Annotated in this window: 14 protein-coding genes; 9 read left to right on the plus strand and 5 right to left on the minus strand. The window is 63.8% G+C overall.

The genetic code is table 11. The annotated features are described in order from the left end of the window. Positions 1-83 precede the first annotated feature (83 nt). From FNJ84_RS13050 to FNJ84_RS13070, 4 genes are all read left to right on the plus strand, one after another. Positions 84-1574 (plus strand): PLP-dependent aminotransferase family protein, encoded by a 1491-nt coding sequence (locus tag FNJ84_RS13050; RefSeq protein WP_143793583.1) that lies wholly within the window; start codon positions 84-86, stop codon positions 1572-1574. A 487-nt stretch (positions 1575-2061) separates the two neighbouring features. Continuing rightward, complete coding sequence (locus tag FNJ84_RS13060; protein WP_143793584.1) at positions 2062-2613, plus strand: thioredoxin family protein; 552 nt, start codon at positions 2062-2064, stop codon at positions 2611-2613. Beyond that, entirely contained in the window at positions 2614-3294 is a 681-nt protein-coding gene (gph, locus tag FNJ84_RS13065; RefSeq protein ID WP_143793585.1) for a phosphoglycolate phosphatase, read from the plus strand. Positions 3295-3363: 69 nt separating this feature from the next. Continuing rightward, the gene (locus tag FNJ84_RS13070; RefSeq protein WP_143793586.1) at positions 3364-3792 is read left to right on the plus strand and encodes a TIGR01244 family sulfur transferase; all 429 of its coding nucleotides are present in this window, start codon (positions 3364-3366) and stop codon (positions 3790-3792) included. A 24-nt stretch (positions 3793-3816) separates the two neighbouring features. On the opposite strand, the gene FNJ84_RS13075 is transcribed toward FNJ84_RS13070, so the two are convergent. After that, complete coding sequence (locus FNJ84_RS13075) at positions 3817-4161, minus strand: arsenate reductase family protein (protein WP_143793750.1); 345 nt, start codon at positions 4159-4161, stop codon at positions 3817-3819. A 144-nt stretch (positions 4162-4305) separates the two neighbouring features. After that, positions 4306-5625, minus strand: coding sequence for a DUF3422 family protein (locus FNJ84_RS13080; protein ID WP_143793587.1), 1320 nt, complete (start codon positions 5623-5625; stop codon positions 4306-4308). Positions 5626-5762: 137 nt separating this feature from the next. Between FNJ84_RS13080 and FNJ84_RS13085 the strand changes: the two genes are divergently transcribed. Beyond that, positions 5763-6275: a murein L,D-transpeptidase family protein gene (locus tag FNJ84_RS13085; protein ID WP_143793588.1), complete on the plus strand. Its 513-nt coding sequence runs from the start codon at positions 5763-5765 to the stop codon at positions 6273-6275. Positions 6276-6518: 243 nt separating this feature from the next. Here the strand turns inward: FNJ84_RS13085 and FNJ84_RS13090 are convergent, their stop codons facing one another. The 3 genes from FNJ84_RS13090 to FNJ84_RS13100 form a co-directional block, all read right to left on the minus strand. Continuing rightward, entirely contained in the window at positions 6519-7961 is a 1443-nt protein-coding gene (locus FNJ84_RS13090) for an NAD(P)(+) transhydrogenase (Re/Si-specific) subunit beta (RefSeq protein WP_143793589.1), read from the minus strand. 10 nt (positions 7962-7971) lie between these two features. Then, entirely contained in the window at positions 7972-9546 is a 1575-nt protein-coding gene (locus FNJ84_RS13095; protein ID WP_143793590.1) for a Re/Si-specific NAD(P)(+) transhydrogenase subunit alpha, read from the minus strand. Positions 9547-9788: 242 nt separating this feature from the next. Continuing rightward, the gene (locus FNJ84_RS13100) at positions 9789-10523 is read right to left on the minus strand and encodes a hypothetical protein (RefSeq protein ID WP_143793591.1); all 735 of its coding nucleotides are present in this window, start codon (positions 10521-10523) and stop codon (positions 9789-9791) included. 181 nt (positions 10524-10704) lie between these two features. Between FNJ84_RS13100 and pepN the strand changes: the two genes are divergently transcribed. The 4 genes from pepN (at position 10705) to FNJ84_RS13120 (ending at position 14935) form a co-directional block, all read left to right on the plus strand. Then, the gene (pepN, locus tag FNJ84_RS13105; protein ID WP_143793592.1) at positions 10705-13275 is read left to right on the plus strand and encodes an aminopeptidase N; all 2571 of its coding nucleotides are present in this window, start codon (positions 10705-10707) and stop codon (positions 13273-13275) included. Between the two features lie 11 nt (positions 13276-13286). Further along, entirely contained in the window at positions 13287-14183 is an 897-nt protein-coding gene (locus FNJ84_RS13110) for a 1-acyl-sn-glycerol-3-phosphate acyltransferase (protein ID WP_143793752.1), read from the plus strand. An 81-nt stretch (positions 14184-14264) separates the two neighbouring features. After that, positions 14265-14588: an NIPSNAP family protein gene (locus FNJ84_RS13115; protein ID WP_143793593.1), complete on the plus strand. Its 324-nt coding sequence runs from the start codon at positions 14265-14267 to the stop codon at positions 14586-14588. Next, positions 14585-14935 carry an antibiotic biosynthesis monooxygenase gene (locus FNJ84_RS13120; protein ID WP_143793594.1) on the plus strand — a complete coding sequence of 117 codons (351 nt, stop codon included), beginning with the start codon at positions 14585-14587 and terminating at the stop codon, positions 14933-14935. The genes FNJ84_RS13115 and FNJ84_RS13120 overlap by 4 nt, the downstream gene beginning before the upstream one ends.

Here is a 14935-nt window from a genome sequence, read left to right on the forward strand (position 1 = left end):
CTAGGGTCGATCCGGCACGCGACGGAATGTTGCAGGCGGGTGCGCTTGACGATAGGGCCAGATGTGAGCAAAGATAGGTCCAGATGCAGAACCGCATTCCGCCCGAGGTGATCTTCCTGCGCGAAGCCGAGGCGCCGACGTTGCAGGGGCGACTGGCTGCGGCTGTCGTGCGGGCGGTTCTGGAAAGCCGCGCGCGGCCCGGAACGCGGCTGCCGTCAAGCCGGCAACTGGCTGCGACGCTTGGCATTTCCCGGATGACGGTGACGCTGGTTTATCAGGAATTGATCAGCCAGGGCTATCTGGAAACCATCCCGCGATCCGGCATCGCCGTGGCCGCGACCGTGCCGCATGCGCGGCTGCGCGCGGCCGAGCAGGGAGAGAGTGCAGGGCAGGGGCTGCGCCCGCCCGACTGGCCCAACTGGCTGTCTGATCACCATTTGCCGCGCCGGGTGATCCGCAAGCCGGCGGATTGGCGCGACTATCGCTTTCCCTTCATCTATGGTCAGGCCGACCCCGATCTGTTCGACCACAATGCCTGGCGCGATTGCGCCCGCCGCGCGCTTGGCACCCGCGATTTCGCCGATCTGGCGGCCGATCGCTATGGCGCCGATGACCCGTTGCTGGTCGATTACATCTGTTCGAACACGCTGCCACGCCGGGGCATCACCGCGCGGCCCGACGAGGTTCTGGTAACACTCGGCGCCCAGAACGCGCTGTTCCTCGCGGTCGAGCTGTTGGCCCGGCTGGACCGGCTGGCCGTGACCGAGGATCCCGGCTATCCCGATTTCGCCGAAACCCTGCGCCGCGCCCAAAGCCCCACGACGTTTTTGCCGGTGGACGATATGGGGCTGAATCCCGCCGATCTGCCCGACAAGACCAGGCTGGTCATCGCCACGCCCAGCCACCATATCCCGACCGGCGCGACCATGCCGCTGGCCCGGCGGCACGAGTTGATCGCGCGCGCCTCGGCCCAGGATTTCCTGATCATCGAGGATGACTACGACTTCGAGATGTCCTATCTGGCGCCGCCAGCGCCGGCACTGAAATCGCTGGATGACGCAGGACGAGTCATCTATCTGGGCAGCTTCTCCAAATCGCTGTTTCCGGGTCTGCGCATCGGCTATATGGTTGGCCCGGCACCGCTGATCGCGCAGGCGCGTGCGCTGCGATCCATCATGCTGCGCCATCCGCCCAGCCATTTGCAGCGCATCACGGCTTATTTCCTGGGCCTCGGCCATTACGACGCCCATATCGTTCGCTTGCGCCAGACCCTGCGCCAGCGCCGCGAGGCGCTGGAGGCGGCGATAGCACGGACCGACCTGTATGTTGCGGGCGCGCCTGTGGCCGGCGGCTCCAGCGTTTGGGTGCGTAGCCGCGAAGAAGTCGACAGCCGCGACCTGGCGCGACGACTGCGGGCCGACAGCGTGCTGATCGAACCAGGCGCGGTGTTCTTTGAAACACCACCCGGAATCTGCCCGTTCTTCCGGCTTGGCTATGGCTCGATCAGCGAGGACCGGATTGCCGAGGGAATCGCGCTGATCGCACGGGCCGCAGGGGGCATCAGTTCGGCCTAGAATGGCGCGCAACATATGGATCAGATATATTGATAATCCGTATTATGGAACAATATTGGTGTATGTCTTGTGCGATCCAGACAGCGCGCCGGGAATTGGCGACGATGATTCATCGCGGATACCGAGTGACGAAATCCTGACAAAAGGGAAAACGATGGCGCAAAACCACCAGGCTATCCGTGCCGGCCGACGTGAAAGCCTGCCGCGCAGCCTGTGTAGCCTGTGAAGCCTGTGAAGCCTGTGAAGCCTGTGAAGCCTGTGAAGCCTGTGAAGCCTGTGAAGCCTGTGAAGCCTGTGAAGCCTGTCCATGCGATAAGCGGATCAGAAAAGCAATGTTGAACATGGCTGAAAATTTTGATAATAATAAATGAAATCAATGCATTGACGCCATGATGGCATATGCGGTAAAAGGTCTGCAAACACCACGGGCTTGCCTTGGTTCAGATTGAAAGGCTAGTGATCGCAAGACCAGAACAGGAGATCACTGATGGCCGTTTCCCCGCCGGTTTGCGATTTTGGTGCCTCTGCCCCTGATTTTTCGCTGCCGGGCGTGGATGGGCTTAGCTATGGGCTGGGCGATATTCGTGGCCCGCGTGGCACGCTGGTGATGTTCATCTGCAATCACTGTCCCTATGTTCAGGCCGTAATGGATCGGATCACCCGTGATGCCCGCGATCTTCAGGCGGCGGGAATCGGGGTGGTCGCCATCTCGGCCAATGATGTAGCCGAATACCCGCAGGACAGCCCCGAGAACATGGCCACCGAGGCCAGGCGCCACGGCTTCACCTTTCCGTATCTGTATGACGAAAGCCAGCAGGTTGCGCGGGCCTATGGCGCCGAATGCACGCCGGATTTCTTCGGCTATAACGCCGAAGGCGAATTGCAGTATCGCGGGCGGCTGGATGCGTCGGGCCGCAATCCGGGGCCGCCCGACGCAAGGCGGGATCTTTACGAGGCGATGTTGCAGATCGCTGAAACCGGCCGGGGTCCAGCAGATCAGGTTCCCTCCATGGGCTGTTCGATCAAGTGGAAGACATAAATGACCGTCTGTTATGCACCCTGCCCCGTGGTCTTTGATCTGGACGGCACGCTGATTGACAGCGCGCCCGATATCCATGCCGCCGTCAATGCGGTGCTGCGTGATGAAGGCGCGCGTCAACTGACTCTGGACGAGATCCGGGGCTTCATCGGTGGTGGCGTCGATCTGTTGTGGCAGCGCGTGGTTGCTGCCACCGGCCTGCCCGCCGCCCGGCACCGCGATTTTCTGGCGTCCTTCATGTCCCGCTACAGCCGCAGCACCGGCCTGACGCGCCTCTATCCGGGCGTAGCCGAGGCTTTGGCGTCCTTGCTGGATCGCGGGCACCCTCTGGGCATCTGCACCAACAAGCCAATGCAGCCGACCCGCGCGGTGCTGGATCATTTCGGCATGACGGATCTGTTCGCCGTGGTGATCGCCGGCGACAGCCTGGGCGAGCGCAAACCCCACCCTGCCCCGCTGCGCGCAGCGCTGCAACAGCTTGGCGCCGCGCCGGAAGATCCACAGGCAATCTATGTTGGCGACAGCGAGGTTGATGCCGAAACCGCAGCCGCCGTTCCGGTGCCGTTGATGCTGTTCACCGGCGGTTATCGCAAGACGCCCGTGTCGCAGCTGCCCCATCACACCGCCTTTGACCATTTCGACGAACTGCCCGCGCTGATCGAGCGGGTGGTGACAGCCTGAACCCTGTCATCGCGCTTGACCTCGCAGGCGCTTTTGCGTCAATGCGGGGCGACCACAGTGAGGATTGCCATGGATCTGCGCCAGCTCAGCCCCGATCTTGCCGTTTCGGGCCAGATCACACCGCAAGACGTTTCCGCCCTTGCCGAGGCCGGTTTCAAGGTGCTGATCAACAACCGCCCCGATGCCGAGGTCGGTGCCGACGAGAACAGCGCCGTCATGGCCGAGGCCGCGCGTGCTGCGGGGATGACCTATTACTATCTGCCCTTCGTACCGGGACAGATCACGCCAGAATTGCTGACCGGATTTGCCGATGCCACGACCGGGCGCGGTCCGCATTTCGCCTATTGCCGCAGCGGCAATCGCTGCACGGTGCTGTGGGCGCTGAACCAGGCAGGCAAGCGCCCGGAAGCTGAAATTCTGGAAATCGCGGCCAAGGCGGGCTATGATCTGACAGCGATCCGGCCGATGCTGGCCAGCCTGGCCACACGCAAAGGCTGACCCGCTGCGCGACGGGCCGTGCCGCTAGACCGGCACGTCCAGGGCGCGTTTGACATTTGCGGTCCATCCCAGAAGCCGCAGGTCGCCCGCCTCGATCGCAGGGCGCTTCATGACGCTTGGTTTCTCGCCCATCATCGCTATCGGATCGGCGGCACGTTCCGCATCGGACATGCCCCGCCAGGTCAGGCTGGCCCGGTTGACGACCTTGTCACCCCATTCGACCACCAGACGCTGCCGCATCGCCTGATCCAGCGGCTCTTTCTGGACATCGCGGAACTGCACTGTCCAGCCGGCATTCTCAAGTTCAGATTGCGCTTTCTGGCAGGTTGAACAATGCGCTAGACCATAGACCTTCAGTGATTTCGACATCATGGCCTCAGATAAGCGGGACAAGGGGGACGCCGCAGGCAGACAGGGCTGCAAGGGCGGAAAGGGCAAGAAGGATCTTCATTATCGGTCCTGTTGGTTCTGTTCGCGGGCGCAATATCGACACGAAGCCGCCCCGGCCACAAGTCACATATGCGCATCATCGGCAGAGCCATCGGATCCATGGCCAAGCCGGGCCCGAATGCGCCTCATGCCCCACCAGACGACCAGGACCGCCAGCGGCGTCATCAGCGCCAACAGCACTGATTTGCCGATCCCTGCGGCCTCGGCCAGGGGCGCCAGCGCATAGGATATAAGTCCCACCGCATAATAGCTGATGGCTACGACCGACAGGCCCTCGACCGTATGCTGCAACCGCAATTGCAGCGCCGCACGCTGATCCATGCGTTCCAGAATCACCTGATTCTGCGCCGAACGCTGCACATCGACGCGGGTGCGCAGCAACTCGCCCGCGCGATCGGCCCGGTCCAGCATGGTCTTTAGCCGCGCCTCGGTCGACAGCACCGTGCGCATGGCCGGCTGATAGCGCCGGGCCATGAACTCGGTCAGGGTCTGGCGCCCCATGAAGCGGCTTTCACGCAGCACGTCGACCCGGTCGGTGACGATCGCCTCATAGGCCTTGGTCGCGCCAAAGCGGAAATGCAGCTGCGTCGCCTCGGCCTCCTGCCGCGCCGATACCGTCAGCAGGTCCTGCAAGACCTCGTCGGCGGGGCGGGTTCCGTCGGCCATACCCTCGACAATGGCGCTTAGCTGCGGATCAAGGGTGTTCAGCCGCGATGACAGGGCACGCGCGCGAGGCAGCCCCATCATCGACATCGCGCGATAGGTTTCCAACTCCAGGATGCGCTGGACGATCCGGCCGACGCGGCCCTCGGTCTCGCCGGCGCGGATAAAGACCGCAAAGCGCATCCAGCCGGCCGGGTCGATGCGGAAATCACCCGCGACCAGTGCCGACTGCTCCAGCACCCAGGCAGCCACCAGCCCATCTGTCACGAACCAGCTTTCCAGCACCGTCAGCATGTCCGAGGGATCCTCGGGCATGGGCAGGATCTGCACCATCACCGCCGCGACACGCTTGCCGGGCGCCGCCGCCTGCCAGTCCTCGGGAAAGATCGCGCCGGCCGACGGATCGAAGGGGCGCGGCGGCAGGCCTGGCGTATAGGCGGTATAGCTGACAAACTCGGTATGGCGTTCCCACCGCAGCTTATGGCGCCCCAATTGTCCGGCATAGTGGTTCGCCTGCGGATCGGGGCGTTGCCCGCCATGGCGCATGACCAGCGAGGTCAGATGATCATCGTCGCGCCGGTGATCGCGCGTAACCGCCCGGTCAGGTTCCTTGAAGGCGACATAGACGACCGTAGCCGGCGCCCCCAGCCTGGGCGAGGGGCGGGCATGCAGCTCGTTCACAAGCTCATAGCGCAGTGGATGATCGTCTTCTGGTTTCATGGCCGCATCATGCGGGCTGGCCCGCCGCGCCGCAAGCCGCCTGTTCGTCGCAGGATCGTGGTTTCGTGATCGCCCATGCGATTGCCGCTGCGCCGATCTGCGGTCAGAATGGCACCGGAAAAACAAGAGGGACACAGATGCGACCGTCAGCCAGAAACCTTGCCTTGCTTGGAACCTTGTTCCTGTTGGTCGCCTGCGCCGGCCCCTCGAAGTTCAAGACCTATGTCGGCCCGCAGGTCACGCAGATCCTGGTCGATAAAAGCGACCGCAAGATGTGGCTGATCAGCGGCAATACCGCGATCAAGGAATATGATATCGGGCTGGGCAACGAACCCATCGGCGACAAGATGTTCGAAGGTGATGGCCGCACGCCCGAAGGCGCCTATTTCATCGACCGCCGCAACCCGAACAGCCAATATCACCTGTCCATCGGTATCTCATTCCCCGACCAGCGCGACGTGGCCGAGGCGGCGGCGATCGGCCGCAGCGCCGGCAGCGACATCTTCATCCACGGTCGCGGACCCGAGGGCAATGCCAAGGTCGGCAGCAACTGGGACTGGACGGCAGGCTGCATCACCATCAGCGATGACGAAATCGAGGATGTCTATGCCATGGTCAAAGACGGCACCCCCATCCTGATCCGCCCCTGATCGGACCTGACCCGTCGGCCTTTTGGGGCAGCGGGCGGGATTTTTGCCTCCGGCGGGGATATTTCGGTGAAGAAGAAACCGAAAGGCGCGCAGCGCGGCTGCTGTCCTGGAAGCGGTATCCTTGCCGATCATGGGCAGGATAATCTCGGCCCCTTGATCTGAGGCATTGTCAACGACGTCGACGCAGACCAAAAAGGCGGGCCGCAGCGGCCCGCCTTGTCGTTTGCCCAAAGAGCCGGTCGATCAGTCGATCATCGGCAAGAGCTTGTTCACCGAATCCTTGGCATCGCCATAGAACATCCGCGTGTTGTCCTTGAAGAACAGCGGGTTCTCGATCCCCGAATAGCCGGTGCCCTGACCGCGTTTCGACACGAACACCTGCTTGGCCTTCCAGACCTCCAGCACCGGCATCCCGGCGATGGGGCTGTTCGGATCGTCTTGCGCGGCCGGGTTCACGATGTCGTTCGAGCCGATGATGATGACCACATCCGTCGAGGGGAAATCCTCGTTGATCTCGTCCATTTCCAGCACGATGTCATAGGGCACTTTGGCCTCGGCCAGCAGCACGTTCATATGGCCCGGCAGACGGCCCGCGACCGGGTGGATCGCGAAACGGACCTCTTTGCCCGCGGCGCGCAGCTTGCGGGTCAGTTCCGACACCGCGCCCTGCGCCTGCGCCACCGCCATGCCATAGCCCGGCACGATGATGACACTGTCGGCTTCGTTCAGCGCGGCGGCCACGCCATCCGCGTCGATGGCGATCTGTTCGCCCTCGATGGCGGCGGCAGGTCCGGTCTCGCCGCCGAAACCGCCCAGGATAACCGAAACGAAATTCCGGTTCATCGCCTTGCACATGATATAGCTGAGGATCGCACCGGACGAACCGACCAGCGCGCCGGTCACGATCAGCAGGTCGTTTGACAGGGTAAAGCCGATGGCCGCAGCCGCCCAACCGGAATAGCTGTTCAGCATCGACACCACGACCGGCATGTCGGCGCCGCCGATGCCCATGATCAGGTGCCAGCCGATGAAGAAAGCCAGCAGCATGATCAGCAGCAGCCACAGCATGCCCGGCCCGATATCGGCGCAATACAGCAGCCCCAGGATCAGCGAGCCGGCAGCGGCGGCGGCGTTCAGCAGATGGCCGCCGGGCAGTTTCTTCGGCGTGCCGCTGATCCGGCCGGCCAGCTTGCCAAAGGCCACGATCGAGCCGGTAAAGGTCACCGCGCCGATGAAAACGCCCAGAAAGACCTCGATCTGAAGCATGTTCAGCTCGGCCGGGGTCTTGTGGGTCAGAACCTCGGCAAAACCGCGAAAGCCCTCGGCCGTGCCGTTTGCCATGGCCCGCACGACACGACCCATTTCAAGCTGGGCGTTCAGGCCCACGAATACCGCAGCCAGACCGACCAGCGAGTGCATGGCGGCGACCAGTTGCGGCATTTCGGTCATCTGCACGCGCTTGGCCACGACCCAGCCCACGGCGCCGCCAGCGGCGATCATGATGACCGACAGAAGCCAGTTCCCCGAGCCTGGGCCGAACAGCGTGGCGACAACCGCCAGCGCCATGCCGACGATACCGTACCAGATGGCCCGTTTCGCGCTTTCCTGACCCGACAGCCCGCCAAGCGAGAGGATGAACAGAATGGCCGCGACGACATAGGCGGCGGTGGTGAATCCCATTTCCATCTGCCCCTCCTTACGATTTCTGGAACATGGCGAGCATGCGCCGGGTGACCATGAAGCCACCAAAGATGTTGACGCCCGCCATCAGCACCGCCAGCGCCGCCAGGATCACCACCAGCCACGAGCCAGAGCCGATCTGCATCAGCGCGCCCAAGATGATGATCGAGGAAATGGCGTTGGTGATCGCCATCAGCGGCGTGTGCAGCGAATGGGCGACGTTCCAGATGACCCGGAAGCCGACGAAACAGGCCAGCACGAAGACGATGAAATGCGACATGAAGCTGGCCGGCGCGACCAGACCCACCAGAAGCAGCAGAATGCCGCCCCCGCCCAGCAGCATCAACTGGCTGCGAGTCTCGGCCTTGAAGGCGGCGGCCTCGGCGGCGCGGCGTTCTTCGGGGGTCAGTTCCTTCTTCTTTTCCTTGGGTTTCTGCGCCGCGATGGCCGCGATTTTCGGCGGCGGTGGCGGATAGGTGATTTCGTGATCATGGGTCACGGTCGCGCCCCTGATCACGTCATCTTCCATGTTATGCGCGATCACGCCGTCTTTCTTGGGCGTCAGGTCGGCCATGAAATGACGGATGTTATTGCCGTAAAGCTCGGACGATTGCGCGCCCATGCGCGAGGGGAAATCGGTATAGCCGATGATCACAACGCCATTATCGGTCACGATCCGCTGGTCGGGCACGGTCAGGTCGCAGTTGCCGCCACGCTCGGCGGCCAGATCGACGATGACGCTGCCGGTCTTCATCGCCTCGACCATATCCTTGGTCCACAGCTTGGGCGCATCGCGACCGGGAATCAGCGCCGTGGTGATGACGATGTCCATCTGCGGGGCCAGCTCGCGGAATTTCTCCAGCTGTTTTTCGCGGAATTCCGGGCTGGAGGGCGCGGCATAGCCGCCCGTCGCGGCGCCGTCGGTCTGCGTCTCTTCGAAATCCAGATAGACGAATTCGGCGCCCATCGACTCGATCTGTTCGGCCACTTCGGGGCGCACGTCAAAGGCATAGACCTGCGCGCCAAGCGACACGGCCGCGCCTATCGCCGCCAGACCTGCGACCCCTGCCCCCACGACCAGCACCTTGGCCGGCGGCACCTTGCCCGCGGCCGTCACCTGCCCAGTGAAGAAGCGGCCGAAATTGTTCGCGGCCTCGATCACCGCGCGATAGCCGGCGATATTGGCCATCGAGCTGAGCGCATCCATCTTCTGCGCGCGGCTGATCCGAGGCACCATGTCCATGGCGATGGTCGTGACGCCCTGATCTTTCGCCAGTTCCAGCAATTGCTGGTTCTGCGCCGGGTAAAAGAACGAAATCAGCGTCTGGCCGTCATGCATCCGCTTGATCTCGGCCTCGCTTGGGGCGCGGACCTTGGCCACCACATCGACCGCCTTGGTCAGCGCGGCGGCGGTCTTTTCGACGGTCACCCCGGCGTTGCGATAGGCATCATCCGAAAAGCCGGCGGCGATGCCCGCGCCGGATTGAACAAAAACCTCATGGCCCAGCTTTTGCAGATGGGCCGCAGAAGAAGGCGTTACCGCAACGCGCGCCTCGCCTTCCTGTGTTTCTTTCAAGGCTCCGATCTTCATGACGTCTCCCCCGGTCCGTTCGCAGTCGCAGCACCTGTAACATTGCGCAACAATCTTTCACAAGAGCGTGCGTTCCCGTTCTTTCGAAACCTATGCGGACCCGGCCCCGTCATTGCGGCACCCAATTCGCCCGATCGGCACCATCCCGCCGCGTCCCCGCCGCATCCACGAAAAAGCCGCGCGAGGATTTCACCCGCGCGGCTGATTGGTTCGCCGGGACAGAGCCGGCATTGGCCCAAGGCTTAGTTGCTTGGGGCCGTGGTCTCGCCAGTGGTTGTATCAGCCGCCGGCGGCACCGTGGTCGTCGTGCTGTCGGCTGCGGGGGCGTCAGGGGTGACCGCATCGTTGATCGCCTCGGCGGCGTCGCTGGCGGCACCTTCGATCGCATCGACGGCGTCTGACGCAGCGTCCTGAACGGCCGTGGCCGCGTCCGACGCCATGTCACCGGCGGCATCGACCGCATCAGATGCCGTGTCAGCGGCGGTATCGGCGGCACCTTCAACTGCGGCCTCGGCTTCCTCGGCCATGGCGGCGGCATCGGCGCCCGCGTCTTCGGCGGCGGCATCGACCTCGGTTGCGGCGGCATCAGCCGCTGCCTCGACATCGGCGGCGGCGTCCTCGGCTGCGGCCTCGACATCGGCAGCAGCCTCTTCGGCGGCGGTGCCTACGTCGCTGGCAGCCTCTTCAACGGCAGCTTCGGTTTCCGTCGCGGTTTCCTCGACGGCGGCCTCGGCTTCGGTCGTGGTTTCCTCGACCGTCACGGCGGTGTCACCCTCGGTTGCGACCTCATCACCGGTCATGAAGCGCTGCAACACGAAATAGGCCAGCGCCAGAGCCAGCAGCACACCGATGATCAGTGGCAGAGGCGAGGCGCGACGCTCGACAGGTTCTACATAGGTTTCGCTGGCTTTGGCCGGATCACGATCGGCGGGTGTGCTGGCATCGTTGCGTTTGGGATCGTTCGGATCGTAAGTCATATACTGGCCTCCATTCACTTCCTATTGAATACCGGCCCGTTTGTCGTGCCGGGGCTCGGCAAAGCTGCGCCGCACGACCGAGGGCAAACCCGCCCGACTTGCGACCCGGCACTTAGCCGAATAACACTCCGATCAAGGACAAGTTCCCGAAGTGCAACATCTTTTTCAGACGAGAGCGGTCATGACGCAGAAAAATGCCTTTCAGACGCAATATCTTGCCGACTATCGCCCCTACCCGTTCCGGTTGCATGAAACGCGGCTGCGCTTTCGCCTGGACGATCATGCCACCGTGGTCGATTCCCAATTGGACCTGACCCGGCAGGCCGAGGGGCCGCTGGTTCTGGACGGCGGCGCCGGGCTGAAGCTGCTGCGGCTGGCGATTGACGGCCGTGATCTGGCCCCGGATCAGTTCACCCGCGAGGGCGAGACGCTGACCATCGCTGACAGCGCCCTGCCCGCGGGCGGCTTTACCTTCGAGGCCAGCGTGATGATCGACCCCGGCGCCAATACGGCCTTCGAGGGGCTGTATCTGTCCGGCGGGATGTTCTGCACCCAATGCGAGGCCGAGGGTTTTCGCCACATCACCTTTTACCCCGACCGGCCCGATGTCATGGCGCCCTTCCGCGTCATCGTCGAAGGCGACCAGCCGGTGCTTTTGTCCAACGGCAACCCCCTGGCCCAGGAACCCGGCCGGGCGGAATGGCATGACCCCTGGCCCAAGCCGGCCTATCTGTTCGCGCTGGTCGCCGGCGATCTGGTGGCGATCAGCGACAGCTTCACCACCCGGTCGGGTCGCAAGGTGGCGCTGAATGTCTGGGTGCGTCCGGGCGATCAGGACCGCGCTGGCTTTGCGATGGAATCGCTGATCAAGTCGATGAAATGGGACGAGGATGTCTATGGCCGCGAATATGATCTGGATGTGTTCAATATCGTCGCGGTCGATGATTTCAACATGGGGGCCATGGAAAACAAGGGGCTGAACATCTTCAACTCGAAACTGGTCCTGGCCAGCCCCGAAACCGCGACCGATGCTGATTACGAGCGCATCGAAAGCGTCATCGCGCATGAATATTTCCACAACTGGACCGGCAACCGCATCACCTGCCGCGACTGGTTCCAGCTTTGCCTGAAGGAAGGGCTGACCGTTTTCCGCGACCAGCAGTTCACCTCGGACATGCGCAGCGCGCCGGTGAAGCGGATCGAGGATGTGCAGACCCTGCGTGCCCGCCAGTTCCGCGAGGATCAGGGCCCACTGGCCCATCCGGTGCGGCCCGATCACTATCAGGAAATTAACAATTTCTACACCGCCACCGTCTATGAGAAAGGCGCCGAAGTGATCGGCATGCTGAAGCGACTGGTGGGCGATGACGGCTATGCCAAGGCGCTGGACCTGTATTTCACGCGCCATGACGGGCATGCCGCCACCATCGAGGACTGGCTGAAGGTGTTCGAGGACGCGACAGATCGCGACCTGACCCAGTTCAAACGCTGGTATACGGATGCCGGCACACCGCGCTTGCGCATGGACGAGGACTGGTCGGACGGCCGGTTGACCCTGCGCTTTACCCAGCATACCCCGCCGACGCCGGGCCAGGCCGACAAGCCGGCGCGTGTCATTCCCATCGCTCTGGGCCTGATCGGTCCCAATGGCGACGAGGTCCGGCCCACCGAGGTGCTGGAGATGACCGAACCCAGCCAAAGCTTCAGCTTCGATGGCCTTGGCGCGCGTCCGGCCGTATCGGTGCTGCGCGGCTTTTCGGCGCCCGTGGTGCTGGATCGCGATCTGGACGATGCCGGGCGGGCCTTTCTTCTGGCCCATGACACCGATCCCTTCGTGCGGTGGGAATCGGGGCGCGGACTGGCGCTGAACGCGCTGCAAGCCATGGCCACCGGCGGCAGTATCGACGCGGCTTATATCGACGCCATCGGCCATCTGGCCGGCGATGATACGGCCGACCCGGCCTTTCGCGCCCTGTGCCTGCAATTGCCGCCCGAGGACGAGGTCGCCTCGCGTCTGGCCGATGCCGGCGTGACGCCCGATCCCGATGCCATCCATGCCGCCCATGGGCATCTGGCCCGTGCCGTGGCCGAGGCCCATGAACCCCTGCTGGATCGGCTGTATCACGAGATGAAGGTGCCCGGCGCCTATGCCCCCGATGCGACGGATGCGGCGCGGCGGGCGCTGCGGACGGTTGCCATGGCCCGCCTCAGCCTGCTGGATGATGGCGCCCGCGCGGCGCAGATGTTCGATACGGCCGGCAACATGACCGAGCGTTTCGCCGCCTTGACCGCCTTGATCCGGGCCGGCAAGGCCGATGATGCCTTGGCGCGTTTCCAGTCCGAATTCAGCGCCAACCGGCTGGTGATGGACAAGTGGTTCATGATCCAGCCCGCCGCCAGCCGCCCCGATCAGGCGGCGGCAATCACCCGGCACCTGGCCGACCGCCCCGATTTCGACTGGAAGAACCCCAACCGCTTTCGGGCGCTGCTGGGCGGGCTGGCGGCCAATCATGCCGGCTTTCATGCCGGCGATGGCGGCGGCTATGATGTCACCGCCGACTGGCTGATCCGCATGGATGCCGCCAATCCGCAGATCGCGGCGCGCATGTCCTCGGCCTTCGAGACCTGGACCCGCTATGATGCCGGCCGGCGCAAAAAAGCCGGAGCCGCGCTGGAACGCATTGCCGCCACGCCGGGTTTGTCGCGGAATACAAGTGAAATGGTCTCGCGGATGATCGCAGCCGCCAGCTAGGATTGCCCATGATGGATGCCCGGCAAGAGATGCAGGCCCGGATCGACCCGCTGATCGAAGAGCGGGCGCCGTGGTTCTATTCCGGGCTGCCTCATCATGCGCTGGCGCGGGCCGTGATGATGCGGCTGCTGCGCTATCCCGAAACGCTGCGGCTGGCCGCCGAGTATCGCGACCTGCCCACGGCCGAGATCATGCGTCGCATCCAGGCGATGATGGTCCGCGACGTGCAGGTCGCGGGGATGGAACACCTGCCCGCCACCGGCCCGGCGCTGATCGTTTCGAACCACCCGACCGGCATTGCCGACGGGATCGTGTTGCATGCGCTGATCAGCCAACTGCGCGATGACCTGTTCATCTATGCCAATCACGACATGATCCGGGTCCTGCCCCAGACCCAGGATCTGATCGCGCCCGTCGAATGGCGGCTGGAAAAGCGCAGCCATGCCAAGACCCGCACGACGATGGACTATACCCGCGCGGCCCTGTCGGCGGGGCGGATCGGGCTGATCTTCCCCTCGGGCCGGCTGGCGAAACGGCGCTGGCTGACGCTGCATGAGCGCCCCTGGATGGCCAGCGCGGCGATGATCGCGCGCAAGTTCGGGGTTCCGGTGATCCCGTTGCACATCCGGGCGCGAAACTCGGCGCTGTTCTATGCGCTGGACCGCATCCATGCCAGCCTGCGTGACGTCACCCTGTTCAACGAAGTCCTGAACAAGGCCAGTCAGCCCTATCGCATCACCATCGGGGCGCCGATCGACCCCACCACCCTGCCCCGCAGCAGCGAAGAGGCGATCGAACTTCTGCGCGATGCCGTCCTGTCGCTGCCCGAACCCGCCAAGGACGCCCCGCGCCTGACACGGGCACATGGCGTCACCCGCTTGGCCAAGCCGCGGCGGACCACCGCCTGACGCCAACACTTTGGCTTGCATCGAAACATAAGGCCTGCGATCCGCGCTATTGCCGTGCCATCGAAACCCGAAAGGCACGCCATGCTGACCTGCATCATCCGTTATCAAATCGACCCTACGAAAAAGGCGCAATTTCAGGACTATGCCCGCAACTGGGGCCAAGCCATTCCGCGCTGCGGCGCCGACCTGATCGGCTATTACGCCCCGCATGAGGGATCCTCGACCCTGGCCTATGGCATCTACAACATCCCCAGCCTGGCCGCATATGAGGTCTATCGCGCCCGCCTTGCCGCCGATCCGCTTGGCCGCGAGAATTACGATTTCGCCATGCGCGAAAACTTCATCCTGCGCGAGGATCGGACCTTCCTGAAACTCGCCTCAACCCCGCACGGAGCGCCCGAATGATCGCCGTCATCTTCGAAGTCTGGCCCGCCGAGGGCCGCAAGGGCGACTATCTGGACATCGCCGCCGATCTGCGCCCGCTTCTGGCCGAGGTGCCGGGCTTCATCTCGGTCGAGCGGTTTCAAAGCCTGACCGAGCCGGGCAAGATCCTGTCGCTGTCCTTCTTTCAGGACGAGGCTGCTGTGCAGCACTGGCGCAACCTGATGGCGCATCGCCGGGCGCAGGCAAAGGGGCGGGGCGGCGTGTTCACGGATTACCGCCTGCGCATCGCCAGCGTGATCCGCGATTACGGCATGTTCGACCGCGATCAGGCGCCGGGCGACAGCCGTGAGGCCCATCCCCCCGCCTGA

It is taken from the genome of Paracoccus sp. M683 (assembly GCF_007096355.1).
GTDB lineage: Bacteria > Pseudomonadota > Alphaproteobacteria > Rhodobacterales > Rhodobacteraceae > Paracoccus.

What these genes read in the sequence shown, in the direction of transcription:
- FNJ84_RS13050 (WP_143793583.1), top strand. Translation starts at nt 84, where the DNA reads ATGCAGAACCGCATTCCGCCCGAGGTGATCTTCCTGCGCGAAGCCGAG.
- FNJ84_RS13060 (WP_143793584.1), top strand. Translation starts at nt 2,062, where the DNA reads ATGGCCGTTTCCCCGCCGGTTTGCGATTTTGGTGCCTCTGCCCCTGAT.
- gph (WP_143793585.1), top strand. Translation starts at nt 2,614, where the DNA reads ATGACCGTCTGTTATGCACCCTGCCCCGTGGTCTTTGATCTGGACGGC.
- FNJ84_RS13070 (WP_143793586.1), top strand. Translation starts at nt 3,364, where the DNA reads ATGGATCTGCGCCAGCTCAGCCCCGATCTTGCCGTTTCGGGCCAGATC.
- FNJ84_RS13075 (WP_143793750.1), bottom strand. Translation starts at nt 4,161, where the DNA reads ATGTCGAAATCACTGAAGGTCTATGGTCTAGCGCATTGTTCAACCTGC.
- FNJ84_RS13080 (WP_143793587.1), bottom strand. Translation starts at nt 5,625, where the DNA reads ATGAAACCAGAAGACGATCATCCACTGCGCTATGAGCTTGTGAACGAG.
- FNJ84_RS13085 (WP_143793588.1), top strand. Translation starts at nt 5,763, where the DNA reads ATGCGACCGTCAGCCAGAAACCTTGCCTTGCTTGGAACCTTGTTCCTG.
- FNJ84_RS13090 (WP_143793589.1), bottom strand. Translation starts at nt 7,961, where the DNA reads ATGGAAATGGGATTCACCACCGCCGCCTATGTCGTCGCGGCCATTCTG.
- FNJ84_RS13095 (WP_143793590.1), bottom strand. Translation starts at nt 9,546, where the DNA reads ATGAAGATCGGAGCCTTGAAAGAAACACAGGAAGGCGAGGCGCGCGTT.
- FNJ84_RS13100 (WP_143793591.1), bottom strand. Translation starts at nt 10,523, where the DNA reads ATGACTTACGATCCGAACGATCCCAAACGCAACGATGCCAGCACACCC.
- pepN (WP_143793592.1), top strand. Translation starts at nt 10,705, where the DNA reads ATGACGCAGAAAAATGCCTTTCAGACGCAATATCTTGCCGACTATCGC.
- FNJ84_RS13110 (WP_143793752.1), top strand. Translation starts at nt 13,287, where the DNA reads ATGGATGCCCGGCAAGAGATGCAGGCCCGGATCGACCCGCTGATCGAA.
- FNJ84_RS13115 (WP_143793593.1), top strand. Translation starts at nt 14,265, where the DNA reads ATGCTGACCTGCATCATCCGTTATCAAATCGACCCTACGAAAAAGGCG.
- FNJ84_RS13120 (WP_143793594.1), top strand. Translation starts at nt 14,585, where the DNA reads ATGATCGCCGTCATCTTCGAAGTCTGGCCCGCCGAGGGCCGCAAGGGC.